Consider the following 13,759-nt stretch of genomic DNA (forward strand, 5'->3'; position numbering starts at 1 on the left):
TTTTCCTATTTGCACCCCCCGTATGGAGACCCCTCTCCCAATTACCCCCCAAGAAGAAACCTGGGAGCTCCGTTTGTACGTGGCTGGTCAGACCGTCAAGTCAGTTACGGCCCTGGCTAACCTGAAAGCGTATTGCGAGCAGCACCTGAAAGGACGTTATAAGCTCGAAGTCATTGACTTACTACTGCACCCGCAGCTAGCTGCCGGCGACCAGATTCTGGCCATTCCCACGCTGGTGCGCAAAGTGCCGGCCCCCATCCGCAAAATTATCGGCGACTTATCCAACCAGGAACGGGTGCTGGTAGGGTTAGATATTCGGGCGGTTGAGAGTAAGTAACCCGCGCCGGATGGATTTAGAGGAACTAGGACAAGAGGCGGCGGCTGAATACGTGCTTCATTTGTATATTACTGGGGCTACCCCCAACTCCACGCGGGCAGTTCAGAACATCAAGGGCCTCTGCGAGCAATACCTGAAAGGGCGCTACGAATTGGTTATCATTGATATATACCAACAGCCGGAGCTGGCCGAGCAGGATCAGATTGTAGCTGCCCCGACCCTAGTCAAGAAAATGCCCCTGCCCACGCGCCGGCTCATTGGAGATCTTTCGGAAAAAGACAAGGTGCTGCTGGCCCTAGGGCTGTCGGCGCCGTTCGGTACGGCTAGCCCCCATGACTGACGACCCACAACGCCACGCTGCCCTTGCCCGCGAAAACGAGGAATTGCGGCAGCAACTGCTGGAAGCCGAGGAGCTGATTACCGCCATCCGCACGGGTGCCGTAGACGCGCTGGCCGTGCAGAGTTCCGACGGGCCACGCATTTTCACGCTGCAAAGCGCTGACCAGAGCTACCGCACCCTGATTGAGCAAATGAACGAAGGCGCCCTGCTGCTCAGCCAGGATGCCACCATTCTTTACGGCAATGCCAGCCTAGCCAGCCTGCTCGGGCTGGGCCTGGAGGAAGTAATTGGTAGCTCTTTTGAGGGTTTTGTTCCGCTTCAGTTTGAGCCGTATTGGGCCGCGCTGATTCAGAAGGGGTGGGCGGGCAAGAGTAAGGGCGAGATGCCTCTGCAAACCAGATCCGGCCTGCTGCAGCCCTTCTCCCTGTCAATGAACGTGCTGGAGTTCAACGAGCTGCCGGTGCTGGCCGTCATCATTACCGACTTATCGGCCCAACGGGAAATTACCGATATCCGGGCGCAGGTAGTGGAGCAGAATGCCCTATTGGCGCGCAAAAACGAAGAACTGCGGCAGCAGCAGGCCGCCCAGGATGTCATAACCCGGGCTGCCGCCGAGGCCAGCCGGATGCTAGAGGGTATTCCGCAAATAGCCTGGACGGCTGATTCCCAGGGCCAAAACACCTACCTGAACCGTCAGTGGTTTTACTACACGGGCCACACTACCGGGCCGGAAACGGGTAGCTCCATTCAGTCCCGCATTCACCCCGCCGATTTGCCCACGGCCCAGGCCCGGTGGCGCAACAGTCTGCACACCGGCCACGCCCTAGAAGTGGAATGCCGGATTAAGGGCCGGGACGGTGCCTACCGCTGGATGCTGGGCCGGGCCTTACCCTCCCGCAATGAGGAAGGCGAAATCATGCAGTGGATTGGCACCTACACCGACATCCACGAGCACAAGCTAGCCCAGGAACGCATCGATCAGGCTCAGCGGGAGCTGCAGGAAAACAACGAGCGGCTCACCCGCGTCAACGTAGACCTGGATAACTTCATCTACACGGCCTCGCATGACCTGAAGGACCCAATTAATAATATTGAGGGGCTGCTGCACGCCTTGTTACCGGAACTAAGCACTACCCCCCACAATGAGGCGCAAGTGCAGTTGCTCCTGCAAATGATGCAGGGTTCAGTGGACCGGTTCAAGCGCACCATTGAGCACCTGACGGAGGTTACCAAGCTGCAAAAGGAAAATGACCAGCCCGTGGCCATTATTGAGCTGGCTACTCTAATCCAGGACGTGAGCATGGACTTGGCGCCCTTGCTGCACGCGGCCGGCGGCCAGCTGGAAGTGGCCGTGAGTAGCTGTCCGCGCATTTCGTTTACGGAAAAAAATCTGCGCAGCATCGTGTACAACCTGCTCAGCAACGCCTTCAAGTACCGCTCCCCCGACCGGCTCGCCCAGGTAAGCATCCGCAGTTGGCAGGAGGGAAGCTACCAGGTGCTGGAAGTGCGCGACAACGGTCTGGGCCTGAAGGAGTCAAACAACCAGAAGCTCTTTTCCATGTTCCAGCGCTTTCACGACCACGTGGATGGTAGCGGCATTGGCCTGTACATGGTCAAGAAAATTATGGAAAATGCGGGCGGCCGCATCGAGGTTCAGAGTGAGGTAGGCGTGGGCTCCACCTTCTCAGTGTATTTCAAGCAGTAAGCCGCTTTGCTTGCCGCTAATGCGCAGGAGCGGTAGCGCTGCTACCCTGCTGCCTACCGATACACTTCGTCCTGGGTGATGAAGGACGAGAGCAAGTCGTGCAGGGAGACGTTGCCGTTCTCGGAGTAGTTGGCAAGATGGCTGCCATTTTCCGGGTTATTGTAGCCTACCAGCCGCTGAAATGCCGCCGGATTAACCGTCCGGAAGCCCATGGACCACTGCGAAAAATTGCGTCCCTGAATCGGGCCGTCGGAGAGCTTCGTAACGCCAAAGTGCCGCTGGTCCACCTCAATACGGCGAAAAATGTAGCGTACTTCTTCCTCAGTACCTTCCAGAACCTGCATGATGCTGCCGTCGCTGTAAAGCAGCAGGCCGGTTAGGTCGTGGGCCTGGTTCCAGGTCCGGGACTGGGTCAGCAACACGGCTAGCTCGTCCTCGCGCATGGGAGTAGTGGCCGCACTTTGATAAACAAGATGATACAAGGCAGGAGTAAACATGGAAAAACTGACCACGACGGGAGGAAGGACATACTAGGGGCTAATTAATTGGTTTGCCGGGATTAGTCAATAGTTGAGCTTGAATATATCCAGTATGGTAGCGCCCAGCCAGTGCAAAATGCCCTGCGACTTTTGCGGCCGCGGCCAGAAATAATTGCTTAAATCTGGCCTGAAATACCTGATTTTTCTGGTGCACCGGAATACGGGAAGCGGTTTCCAAACCCGCTGCCGTTCCCTATCTTTGTCCTCTTCCTAAAAAACGACCGAACCCCGCCCCACTATGAAGTTTATCGTTTCGTCTTCCGCCCTGCTCAAGCAGCTGCAGAGCATCAACGGTGTAGTCACGAACAACCCCGTGGTGCCGATTCTGGAGAACTTCCTCTTTGAAATCGAGGACGGCAAGCTGACGATTACGGCCTCTGATCTGGAAACCAGCATGATGACGGAGCTACCCGTGGAAGCCCGGGAAAGCGGCCGCATTGCAGCACCCGCCCGCATTCTGCTGGACACGCTCAAAAACCTGCCCGACCAGCCCGTAACCTTCACCCTGGACGAGGAAACCTACACCATCGAAATTGCCAGCTCAAACGGCCGCTACAAGCTGGCCGGCGAAAATGCCACCGATTTCCCCCGCGTACCGGTTGTGAAGGGTTCGGCGCCGGTAGAGATGCCGTCCACGTCGTTGTCGCGGGCTATCAACAAGACCATCTTCGCCGTTAGCACCGACGAGCTGCGCCCCGCGATGACCGGCATTCTGGTGCAGCTGGCCGATAACCAGGTGACTTTCGTGGCTACCGACGGCCACCGCCTGCTGCGCTACCGCCGCTCCGACGTGGGCGCGGGCCAGACTGCCAACATCATCATTCCGCGGAAGGCCTTTAACTTGCTGAAAGGCGCTCTACCTTCCGAGGCAACTACCGTGCGCGTGGAGTTCAACAATTCCAATGCTTTCTTCAGCTTCAACCAGATGCGCCTGGTGTGCCGCCTGATTGATGAGCGCTACCCTGATTACGAAAATGTAATTCCGGTAAGCAATCCTAACAAGCTCATCATCAGCCGTCAGGAAATCCTGAACTCGGTAAAGCGCATCAGCATTTACTCCAACAAAACCACCCACCAGGTGCGCCTGCGTTTGGCTGGCTCGGAGCTAACGGTGTCGGCTGAAGACCTGGACTTCTCCAACGAAGCCAACGAAAAGCTAGCCTGCCAGTACGACGGTGAGGACATGGAAATCGGTTTCAACGCCAAGTTTCTGACCGAGATGCTCAGCAACATCGACTCCGAGGAAATCACCCTGGAGCTGAGCACGCCCAACCGCGCCGGCCTGCTCATGCCCACTACCCCCGACGACAACGAGAGCATCCTGATGCTGGTAATGCCGGTGATGTTGAACAACTACGTCTAAGCACGGATTCAGACGGATTTTTCGAATAGCACGGGTTCATTCTGTGAGTCGAGAAGTCCGTCTTTTCTTTTGACCGATCAGGTTAATAGTTGTGAAACTGGGTCTGTGAGTATCCTCCACCACTAGTGGAAAATACGCGGCGTGCGGCCCGAAACGGAAGGCCACACGAAGCCGCGAAATCCGAATAATCCGTTTAAATCCGTGATATGAAGAAATCTGAAATTCGCTTCAGCATCGCCCTCGACGATCAGAAGGTCCCCGAGGCCATCAGCTGGTCGGCTACTGATGCAGGCCCCGATATTCACTTTGCCAAGGCCATCAACATTGCCCTGTGGGACCGGGACGAACGCGGCACCATGAAGATTGACCTCTGGACCAAGGAAATGCCGGTGGACGAAATGAAGCGCTTTTACGTGGATACGATGGGCGCCATGGCAGAAAGCATCATCACGGCCACCAACGACTCCGTGATGGCTACCAAGATGCGCGACCTGTGCCGCCAGCTCATGGACCACATTGAGGAGGAAGAGCGCAAGCAACGCTAGTACTTAACTTGCACGAAAAAATCCCGCCAGATGTATCTGGCGGGATTTCTTTATGAATTATAGAGTAAGCTTACTGACGGCTGCGGGTAGCGGGAGCGGCAGACTTGGCCGGGCCAATGGTAGCGCCGTTGCTGCTAGCCGGAAGCGGGTTCTGCACTGAGTTGACAAAGATGGCATTAGCAGCTTTGCCATAATTCATGCTGAACTGATTGTAAGAAGGGCGCGCATCGTAGTAGCTGCTGTACTGGTCGGTGCTGAGCACGGCCTGCAACTCCTTGTCACGCTCTTTACATACGGCGTCGCATTGCTGCTTAATGAGCTTGTCGTTGCCGGCGTTCTTCTGGGTAATAGCGGCGATTTTTGCCTGCTTGTCCTCGTTAATGGCTTGCAGACGGGTTTTCTGGTAGCCATTCAGGCGCAACTCACGTGCCATTTGGTCTGAGAGCTGGCGGGCGTGGGCCTGGATAGGGTTAAGACGGGCGGAAGCTTGGCTTGGTTTATCCTGCGGGGCCGGAGTGGCAGGCTTCTGTTGGGCGGTGGCCCCAAGCGAAGCAAGCACCAGGGCAGTCGCGGCAGCAAGTTTCTTTTTCATCGGGGAAAAGATATCGTGAACAAGTCAGATCCAAATAAAACAGCACGTTTCATCCGTTGCGAAACCTCCTGTTGTATCCTTTCTTAACGAAAAATTGTGCCAGGGAGTTTACTCTGATAAGGATTAGCGCCTGAAAGCGCATAAAAAACTGCCATTCCAGGCAAAACGGAAAACTGGGATTGACCTCACTCGGTAAACCCAGATTTTCCGTTTTGCCTGGAATGGCAGCGCTATTTGCGCGTCGGAAACGCTAAAACTTGTTTTTCCACATCATCGACTCCACGGGCTTCACTGTGCGGTCGTTGTACTTGGCATTGGCCTTACGATTATAGAACGTTTCAACGTTGCCCTGCACGGCAAAGTAAATGAGCTGCCCCACGGGCATCAAATGGTATATGCGCACCGGCATAGAAACGCTGATTTCCAGGGTCCAGGTATTGCAGAACCCAATATCACCCTTGCCCGCCGTAGCGTGAATATCGATGCCCAGGCGACCAACGCTGCTCTTGCCTTCCAGAAATGGGACGTGGGCGTGGCTCTCGGTGTACTCCTCGGTTACGCCCAGGTACAGCGTGCCGGGCTGAAGCACAAAGCCCTCCTCCGGAATTTCAAAAACGTCGATTTCGTTGTGTTTGCGGGCATCCAGCACGGTGTCGCGGTAGGTAGCCAGGTAGCGGCCCAGGTGCACATCGTAGGAGTTGGTGCCCAAACAACCCCGGTCGTAGGGCTCAATAACGATGTTGCCTCGCTCAATTTCGGCGAGAATCTGCTGGTCGGTGAGGATCATGAAGTCAAGTAAAAATGAAGAATCAAGAATTGAGGAGTCGGATGCCGCTGCCAATTCTTAACTTCTAATTATCCTCCTCGTCCTCGTAGCGGTCCTCGGGTAAGGGGGCGGGCCGGCGGGGGCGGGCAGGAGGAGTTGGGCGTTCCTGGTCCTCAGTGAGGGCGTCGAGGCGGTTGCGCAGGTCGGGTAACACGCTGGTAACCAAGTAAAGCAGCACCAGCAGAGAGCTGCCCGAGAGCAGCAGCGTGAGGTAGTCCATCCAGTCGTGGCGCGGGGCTGAGTCGAGGGAACGGGGAGCGGGGTAGCCGGCGGCCGGGATAGCCAGGGCCACTTCGGGTTCGGGCTGCGGGTCCTCGGCCGTCACATCGGGGGAAGGGGCAGAAGCAGGCGCCGAGGCCGGGTCAATGTCGGCGGGGGGTACAGCGGCTCCGTCGGCGGCCAATTCTTCGGGCGCGGCATCCTGGGAAGCGTTAAACTGCGCGGCACCTTGCTTTATGGCCCGCTGCAGGCTCCGGATTAAGGCTACCCGTTCGTCGCGGGGTAGCACCCGGATAAAGAACTCAAAGTTGCGGTCAACCAGAATGCTGTTGAGCTGTTTTTCGAACTCTACCAGGTCGGTGCGACCCTTACCGAAGCGCGACTTAAAGCGGTCCGAAACGCCGTTGTAGTTCAGGAAAAGCTTTTTCAGGTCATCTCGGCCGGGGAAGTTGTCGAACTCCTTACGGGCCTTGGCCGTGCGTAGCGAGACGGGAAACTTGCCCCGGGCAAACGACTTGTCGTACACGGTTTCCATGGTTCGGAAATTCAGCTCGTCCACGGTGCGGTCGAAGAGGCGCTTGTTGGCCGCCGCAGGGGTTTCGGTTTGTGCCAGCAACACGGCCGGCCCAGCGAGCCACAGCAGCAAAAACAGCGGTAGCAACTGACAAAGTCGGGGCATAGGGCAAGGGTAGTTTCCGGCAAAGGTCGGGAATTTGCAGTTGCGCTAAGCTGGCCAGCCAGCAGAAAGGCCAAAAATGTGGTTGTCATGACCAGGAATTCCTACAAGGCCTAGTGCCTCGGGCGTGCCAGCTGAGCTTCCTTGAAAGCAAAAGCCCCTGCCTCCGCGTTGGAAGCAAGGGCTTGTTACATTATCAGGTTGGTTACGCGAAGAAGGTATACAGCGTCGTTGTGCCTTTTTACCTACTATCACACAACTTACTCAATCACTCATGCACCACTTCACTTACAACCCGTGGGCTTCTTTCATTGATTCGCGGCAGGCGGTCAGGTAGTGGTCCACGAGCTCATCGGTAATAGCAGTGCTCACGAACAGGGCCTCGTACTGGGCCGGAGCCAGGTAAATGCCGCGGTGCAACATGGCCCGGAAGTAGCGCCCGAAAGCTTCCGTATCAGAGGCTTTGGCTGAGTCTAGATCAGTGACGGGCTGACTGGTAAAGAACACGCTGAACATGGAGCCGACCTGGTTAACGGTGTAGTTCAGGCCTAGCTCAGCGCAAATCTGGCGGGTGCCGTCGGCAATGCGGGTGGTAATGCGGTTGAGCTCGTCGTAAATCTCGGGGTGCTCGTTAAGGTAGGAGAGCTGGGCAATGCCGGCCGCCGTGGCAATGGGGTTGCCCGAGAGCGTGCCCGCCTGGTACACCTTACCAGCCGGGGCCACATTGTCCATGATGTCCTGGCGGCCGCCGTACGCGCCTACCGGCATGCCGCCCCCAATGATTTTGCCTAGGGTCGTCAGGTCGGGGGTGATGCCGTAGAGTTCTTGGGCGCCGCCCCGGGCTAGCCGGAAGCCAGTCATCACCTCATCAAAAATCAGCACAATGCCGTGCTGGGTGCACAGCTCGCGCAGACCCTGGAGGTAGCCTTCCTGCGGAGCCACCAGGCCCATATTGCCCACTACCGGCTCCAGAATTAGGGCGGCTACTTGGCCCTCGTTGGCAGCAATAATCTGCTCCACGGCGGCTAAGTTGTTGTAAGGCACCGTGAGCGTGTCCTGGGCCACGCCCTGGGTGACGCCCGGCGAATCAGGCGCGCCCAGGGTGAGGGCACCCGAACCGGCTGCAATCAGGAAGGAGTCGCCGTGGCCATGGTAGCAACCCTCGAACTTGATGATTTTGTCGCGTCCAGTGAAGCCCCGTGCTACCCGAATAGCCGACATCGTTGCTTCGGTGCCCGAGTTTACGAGGCGCACTTTCTCGATGCTGGGCACCATCTGCTTGATGAGCTCGGCCATTTCTACCTCCCGGCGCGTGGGCGCGCCAAACGACAGGGAACCCTGCACGGCCTGCTGTACGGCGTTCAGTACCAGGTCCGGGGCATGGCCTAGAATCATAGGGCCCCAGGAGTTGATGAAGTCCAGGTACCGGTTGCCATCGACGTCGGTCAGCCAAGCGCCTTTGGCCGACTGCATGAACACCGGATGACCGCCTACGGCCCGGAAGGCCCGTACCGGCGAGTTTACCCCGCCCGGAATATGGTTTTTGGCCCGCGTAAACAGGGCGTCACTGGTGGTGAGGGGAAGCGTGGGAGCTGGGGAAGTGGTTACGTGCGACATGAAAGCAAAATGTAGCGGAAGCCGGAAGCTTCGCGCGGCGTGATAAAGGGAGCCAAAGCTGGGTTAAACCAGGCCACAAAACGGGCGCGGCAGCAAGTAAATAACCTACCGAATGCCCACTGGGTTCAGAACTTCTACTTCCAGTCGCTCCAGCTTGGTTAAGGGCACGTACTGGTTATCGTGGCTGCCACCGGGGTAGCCGATGCCCTGAAAAACGGCTCCGGAAACCGGACCACCATTGGCCAGGGGCTGCTGAAACGCGGGGCCGTGCTGGTGGAGCTGGCTAGCGAAGTAGTACAGCAGCTCAAAGCCCGACAAAGCAAATACCGAAGGCGGCAGGTTCTGGCGCTGGGTGTAAAGCTGGCGCACCCGCCGCACGCCGTAGCCGGTACGGTCCACGAACTTAGGGTGCACAAAGTACACGTCGCGGGCGTCGAGTTGGCCCAGGCCAATGCGGTTGTTGTCGAGCCAGGAAGCGTAGGTAATGAGCGGGGTGCGGGCATCCTGGGCCTTAAGGGCCCCGAGGGTGTAGGGGCCAGCTTTTTTGCCATCGGAAGCTACCACCAAGTGGCCGATGGTCTTTAAATCAACACCAGCAAAGCCCGCGGCCAGGGACTCTTCCACATCGGAGTTGATGCGGCGCAGCTGCAGCACGCGCCCGCCTAGGGCCTCGTAGGCCTGTTTGTAAGCCTGCCCAAAGGCAGCTTCGTCCTTGCTGTCCTCGTAGAGCACCACGGCCGTGCGGGGGCCACCCAGGCGGGCAAAGGCAAATTGGGCGGCCTGCCGGGCCTGAGTGGCTGTGCTGGGCTCGAAGAGGTAGTGCCAGGGGTTGTCCAGCACCAAGTCGCCGTCTTGGGAAAGGGGATTGACCACCACAATCTGCTTCTGCTGGGCGTAGCGGGCCAGAATCTTGCTGCCCGATTTGTACACCGGCCCGATCAGCATGTCCATGCCGGCTAGCTCCGGTAGAGCCAGCACCTGCTTAAGCTGCAGAGTATCGGCGCCGGTGTCGTAGGCAAACAGCTGCACGGGGTGCCCCTCACGCTGCAAGGAGTCCTGGGCTAGGCGCATGCCGGCGTACAGGTCCGTTACGAATTGGTTTTTGCGGCGGGTTTCCCAGCTCGGGTCATCAAACTCGAAGGGTAGCAGCACCCCAATGTTGTAGGTGCTCTTCTTCTGAGCCCGGGGGCGGGGCGTGTAGCGGGTCCTGTCGAGGGCAAACTGGGTGATGAGCTGGTCGAGCTGGGGCTTGTCGGCTTCGGTGTACCAGCCGCCATTGGCCAGCTTGTCGGCGTAGGCGCGGGCCAGGGTGGCATCCTGGGGGTAGGCCTTGAGCAGGTTCTGGAAGGTGGCTTTGTCCTTGACGCGGGGCAAATAAGCGGCCTTCATGTTTTCCCGCTCCGTAGCCAGGCGGTCGGGGGGGAGCTGGCTGAGCACCCGCAGGCCATTCTCGAAGTCGCCCTGCTCAAAAGACACCTGCCCCTGCAGAAAGAAGGCCTCGGGCAGGTTGGGCCACTGCGAGTATTCCGTGCGCAGTAGGTTGAGCATCTGCTCAGCTTCGGCCCACTTCTTAGCCCGACTAGCAGCCACGGCGTAGAGGTAGGCCGCTTCCGGGGCCCGCTGAAACTTGCTGCCGGGCGCCGTGACGGGCAACAGCTCTTGCATGGCCAACTCGTAGCGGGTCTGGTCGAGCAGCGTTTTGCCGTTTTTGTAGCGAGTGGCCGGGTCGCTGGAGTTCATGTTGGCCGGCAGGGGCGGGCCCGTGGGCTTCGGAGCCGCGGTAACGGCTGGTTTGGGCGTGGCCGCGGAGGTAGCCGGTTTCGTGGTGGGGCTGGCCTTAGGGGCGCTAGAGGTAGCTGGTTTGCCCGCGGCAGGAGCTGGCGTTGTCGTAGTCGTCTTCGGGGCCGGACGGGCGCCGGGCGTGACGGCGCCCGTAGCAGCCGGGCGCACCGTAGTTGGGCGCGAAGTGGCCGGGGTGGTGGCCTTACCGGCTGGGGTAGTTGGTTTCTTGGCCGGGGCCTGCTGGGCCCAGGTAGATTCCGACAACGTAAGGCTGCCGCAGAGCACGGCAGCAAACAGGAGAGAGTAAGACCTCATAAACCGAGGAGCCAGATCAGATAGGCGGGAGGAAGCACGAGGCCGCAACCCTGCGACTCGCCGGGCAAAGGTACGCAGATACACCGGGGAAGAGTTGCCGAACGCCTAAGCGGCGTCAGCACTGCTCATTGGGGCATTTTTAATGCGAACTTAAGTTGCATTTAATCCCTTCTTAAGCTGGGCCATGGCCCCGTGCTCTACCTTTGCAGGGCCGGCGGAGTGTACTGTCACCGACTGGTTTTGGCACCTTACATTGTTGCCAGGCCTGAAAGTAAACCTATCATGCATGATAGGTAGTACTGCTCTGGCTTAGCTCTTTACTTTTCAAATGAACCCGCAGCTACGCATTACCCTTAACAACAAGCTCTACCTGCGCGACCCGCAGGAAACGGAGCTGGGTCGCCGCCTGCTAACGGAAAGCATCCGGCTCATTGATGAGCTGGGGCTGGAACACTTCACTTTCCGCAAGCTGGCCCAGCGCATGGAGTCCACGGAGGCTTCCTTGTACCGCTACTTCGAAAACAAGCACCGCCTGCTGGGCTACCTGGTGTCGTGGTATTGGGCCTGGGTGCGCTACCAGATTCGCTACCACACCCACAACGTGCCCGACGCGGCCCAGCGGCTGCGGCTCATGCTAAGCATTCTGACCCGGGCCCACCACGATGACCCCGCTACCTCTGACCTGGATGAGGCTGCCCTCTACCGCATTGTGGTGCACGAAGCCTCCAAGGCCTACCTCACCCGTGAGGTAGACCAGGACAACCAGGCCGGCCTGTTTCGGGAGTATAAGCGCCTAGCCGCCGACATGGCCGCGGTAGTGCAGGAACTGAAGCCCTGCTACCCCTTCCCCCACGCCCTTGTAAGCACCCTGCTGGAAGCGGCCCGCAAGCAGCTCTTTTTTGCCCAGCACCTGCCTTCCCTTACTGATTCTGCCGCCGACACGGACCGCTATGCCTTTCTCGAAGGCCTGGCGTTCGGGGCCCTGCAGGCATACTAAGCCGCCACTGGGCCCCACAAACCTTTTTCCTGACAATCCGTAGCCATTTCCTTTTTCCTCCTTCATGGCCGATCTTCCCTCATCTTCTCTTACCCCCGGCCAGCGGCTATTCCGCCTGCTGGTCGCCGAACGGCGCGACATTACCTACTTATATGTGTACGCCGCCCTGGCCGGCCTCATCAGCCTGACCCTACCCCTGGGCGTGCAGTCCGTGATTGGGTTTGTGAGCAGCGGCGACGTGAGTACGTCGTTGGTGGTGCTCATTGGGTTTATTGTGGTGGGCACGTTTCTGGTGGGCGCCTTGCAGGTAATGCAGCTGTACCTAGTGGAGTTTATTCAGCAGCGGCTGTTTGCCCGCGTCAGCTTTGATTTTGCCGTGCGCTTGCCCCGGGTACGCACCGAGGCTCTGGACGGGCAATACCTACCGGAGCTGATGAACCGCCTGCTCGATACGCCTACCCTGCAAAAGGGCCTCTCTACGCTGCTAGTGGAGTTTTCGGCCGCGGCCCTGCAAATCCTGTTCGGCCTGATTTTGCTGTCCTTTTACCATCCCATTTTCATTGCCTTTGGATTGCTGCTGGTGCTGCTGCTGGCCCTAATGATCCGGTTTACTGGGCCCAAAGGGTTAAAGACCAGCTTGGTAGAATCGAAGTTTAAGTACCGGGTAGTAGCCTGGCTCGAGGACGTAGCCCGCACGGTTCACACCTTCCGCCACTCGCCCCGCCAGGAAATGGCCGTTACCCGTACCGACGACCTGGTGGGCGGCTACCTCACGGCCCGCCAAAGCCACTTCCGGGTGCTGCTAACCCAGTTCTGGGGCTTTGTGGCCTTCAAAACCCTGATTACGGCCGCCTTGCTAATTATTGGCTGCTGGCTGCTAATCACCAAACAGATCAACATCGGTCAGTTTGTGGCCGCTGAAATTGTGATTATCCTCACCATTTCGGCCGTGGAGAAAGTGCTGCTCAAGCTGGATGTGGTCTACGACGCCCTGACTTCCCTCGACAAGATTGGGCACGTGCTGGACCTGCCGGTGCTACCCCAGCGTACCGGCGTGGAGTTGCCCCTGCCGGCCGTGCACGCGGGGCTGCGGGTAGAAGTGCGCCACTTGGGCTACCACTACCCCGGCAGCACCAAACACCCCGTGCAGAACGTGTCGCTGACCCTGGCTGCCGGTGAGCACCTGGGCCTGGCTGGCTTCGATGGCTCGGGCAAAACCACTCTGCTGCGCATTATGGCGGGGCTGCTGAATGACTATACGGGGGTAGTGGCCTACGACGGACTGGCCCTGCAGGACATTTCCAGCGAGTCCCTGGGCCGCCACGTCGGCGACAACATTGCCCACCAGAACTTGTTTGAAGGTACCCTACTCCAGAACCTGACCCTCGACCAGCCCCATATTAGCTCCGACGACGTGGCCTGGGTGCTGGAACTGGTGGGCCTGCGCGACAACATCTACGCCCGCCCCCTGGGCCTGAACACGCCCCTGGGCATTGGCACGCCGCTTTCGGATAGTGTGCGCCAGAAGCTGCTGCTGGCCCGCGCCCTGGTGCGCCGGCCCCGCCTGCTGCTGCTGGATAATTTCCTGCCCGGCGTGGAGCCCGTGGAGCGCCTGCGCATACTGCGCCAGCTGCTGGACTCCACGCACGCCTGGACGGTGCTCATTGCCAGCAACGACCGGCGGGTGCTGGAACTGTGCCCCCGCCTCGCCCTGCTCCGCGACGGCCACCTGCTAGCCGATGGCCCCTTTGCCACCGTAGCCGCCAGGCCCGAAGTACAAGAGCTACTGTAGCCGATGAGCAAGCCAGAGCAAGGCCTAAGTAAGTGGCTAGCCGGGTGGTTAGTGAACTTCACGGTGCCCTACCTGACTTAGCCTTTGGCTCCTTGAAATAGCTCATCGTTCATC

Annotated in this window: 13 protein-coding genes; 7 read left to right on the forward strand and 6 right to left on the reverse strand. The window is 58.8% G+C overall.

Translation table 11 applies throughout. The features are described from left to right. Positions 1-22: 22 nt before the first annotated feature. From MWH26_RS06025 to MWH26_RS06035, 3 genes are read left to right on the forward strand one after another with little or no spacing between them, the layout of a single operon-like run. Complete coding sequence (locus MWH26_RS06025; protein WP_244695740.1) at positions 23-337, forward strand: circadian clock KaiB family protein; 315 nt, start codon at positions 23-25, stop codon at positions 335-337. Positions 338-347: 10 nt separating this feature from the next. Next, entirely contained in the window at positions 348-677 is a 330-nt protein-coding gene (locus MWH26_RS06030) for a circadian clock KaiB family protein (protein WP_244695741.1), read from the forward strand. Continuing rightward, a complete protein-coding gene (locus tag MWH26_RS06035) occupies positions 670-2,382 on the forward strand; it encodes a sensor histidine kinase (RefSeq protein WP_247976484.1) in 1,713 nt (570 codons plus the stop codon). The genes MWH26_RS06030 and MWH26_RS06035 overlap by 8 nt, the downstream gene beginning before the upstream one ends. A 53-nt stretch (positions 2,383-2,435) precedes the next feature. On the opposite strand, the gene MWH26_RS06040 is transcribed toward MWH26_RS06035, so the two are convergent. Further along, entirely contained in the window at positions 2,436-2,864 is a 429-nt protein-coding gene (locus MWH26_RS06040; protein ID WP_247976485.1) for a BLUF domain-containing protein, read from the reverse strand. 295 nt (positions 2,865-3,159) lie between these two features. Here MWH26_RS06040 and dnaN point away from each other — a divergent pair, with 295 nt between their 5' ends. Both dnaN and gldC read left to right on the forward strand, forming a co-directional pair. Next, complete coding sequence (dnaN, locus tag MWH26_RS06045; RefSeq protein WP_188557444.1) at positions 3,160-4,284, forward strand: DNA polymerase III subunit beta; 1,125 nt, start codon at positions 3,160-3,162, stop codon at positions 4,282-4,284. 206 nt (positions 4,285-4,490) lie between these two features. Beyond that, positions 4,491-4,829 (forward strand): gliding motility protein GldC, encoded by a 339-nt coding sequence (gene gldC, locus MWH26_RS06050; RefSeq protein ID WP_188557445.1) that lies wholly within the window; start codon positions 4,491-4,493, stop codon positions 4,827-4,829. Between the two features lie 70 nt (positions 4,830-4,899). Here gldC and MWH26_RS06055 read toward each other — a convergent pair whose 3' ends face one another. From MWH26_RS06055 to MWH26_RS06075, 5 genes are all read right to left on the reverse strand, one after another. Next, complete coding sequence (locus MWH26_RS06055) at positions 4,900-5,421, reverse strand: DUF4890 domain-containing protein (protein WP_244695746.1); 522 nt, start codon at positions 5,419-5,421, stop codon at positions 4,900-4,902. A gap of 250 nt (positions 5,422-5,671) precedes the next feature. Beyond that, positions 5,672-6,208: a dCTP deaminase gene (gene dcd / locus MWH26_RS06060; protein WP_244695747.1), complete on the reverse strand. Its 537-nt coding sequence runs from the start codon at positions 6,206-6,208 to the stop codon at positions 5,672-5,674. Positions 6,209-6,272: 64 nt separating this feature from the next. Further along, entirely contained in the window at positions 6,273-7,145 is an 873-nt protein-coding gene (locus tag MWH26_RS06065; protein WP_247976486.1) for a hypothetical protein, read from the reverse strand. Between the two features lie 285 nt (positions 7,146-7,430). Beyond that, positions 7,431-8,759 (reverse strand): glutamate-1-semialdehyde 2,1-aminomutase, encoded by a 1,329-nt coding sequence (hemL, locus tag MWH26_RS06070; protein ID WP_247976487.1) that lies wholly within the window; start codon positions 8,757-8,759, stop codon positions 7,431-7,433. Positions 8,760-8,864: 105 nt separating this feature from the next. Continuing rightward, a complete protein-coding gene (locus MWH26_RS06075) occupies positions 8,865-10,856 on the reverse strand; it encodes an ABC transporter substrate-binding protein (protein WP_247976488.1) in 1,992 nt (663 codons plus the stop codon). A gap of 328 nt (positions 10,857-11,184) precedes the next feature. On the opposite strand from MWH26_RS06075, the gene MWH26_RS06080 reads away from it, so the two are divergent. Next, positions 11,185-11,853 carry a TetR/AcrR family transcriptional regulator gene (locus MWH26_RS06080; protein WP_247976489.1) on the forward strand — a complete coding sequence of 223 codons (669 nt, stop codon included), beginning with the start codon at positions 11,185-11,187 and terminating at the stop codon, positions 11,851-11,853. Positions 11,854-11,917: 64 nt separating this feature from the next. Then, positions 11,918-13,645, forward strand: coding sequence for a peptidase domain-containing ABC transporter (locus MWH26_RS06085; RefSeq protein ID WP_247976490.1), 1,728 nt, complete (start codon positions 11,918-11,920; stop codon positions 13,643-13,645). Positions 13,646-13,759: the final 114 nt, after the last annotated feature.

It is taken from the genome of Hymenobacter sublimis, assembly GCF_023101345.1.
GTDB classification, from domain to species: Bacteria; Bacteroidota; Bacteroidia; order Cytophagales; family Hymenobacteraceae; genus Hymenobacter; species Hymenobacter sublimis.

Bases quoted from the DNA above. Each gene is read 5' to 3' on its own strand.
- MWH26_RS06075 (WP_247976488.1), bottom strand. From the start codon at position 10,856: ATGAGGTCTTACTCTCTCCTGTTTGCTGCCGTGCTCTGCGGCAGCCTT.
- dnaN (WP_188557444.1), top strand. From the start codon at position 3,160: ATGAAGTTTATCGTTTCGTCTTCCGCCCTGCTCAAGCAGCTGCAGAGC.
- dcd (WP_244695747.1), bottom strand. From the start codon at position 6,208: ATGATCCTCACCGACCAGCAGATTCTCGCCGAAATTGAGCGAGGCAAC.
- MWH26_RS06025 (WP_244695740.1), top strand. From the start codon at position 23: ATGGAGACCCCTCTCCCAATTACCCCCCAAGAAGAAACCTGGGAGCTC.
- gldC (WP_188557445.1), top strand. From the start codon at position 4,491: ATGAAGAAATCTGAAATTCGCTTCAGCATCGCCCTCGACGATCAGAAG.
- MWH26_RS06035 (WP_247976484.1), top strand. From the start codon at position 670: ATGACTGACGACCCACAACGCCACGCTGCCCTTGCCCGCGAAAACGAG.
- MWH26_RS06030 (WP_244695741.1), top strand. From the start codon at position 348: ATGGATTTAGAGGAACTAGGACAAGAGGCGGCGGCTGAATACGTGCTT.
- MWH26_RS06080 (WP_247976489.1), top strand. From the start codon at position 11,185: ATGAACCCGCAGCTACGCATTACCCTTAACAACAAGCTCTACCTGCGC.
- MWH26_RS06085 (WP_247976490.1), top strand. From the start codon at position 11,918: ATGGCCGATCTTCCCTCATCTTCTCTTACCCCCGGCCAGCGGCTATTC.
- MWH26_RS06065 (WP_247976486.1), bottom strand. From the start codon at position 7,145: ATGCCCCGACTTTGTCAGTTGCTACCGCTGTTTTTGCTGCTGTGGCTC.
- hemL (WP_247976487.1), bottom strand. From the start codon at position 8,759: ATGTCGCACGTAACCACTTCCCCAGCTCCCACGCTTCCCCTCACCACC.
- MWH26_RS06055 (WP_244695746.1), bottom strand. From the start codon at position 5,421: ATGAAAAAGAAACTTGCTGCCGCGACTGCCCTGGTGCTTGCTTCGCTT.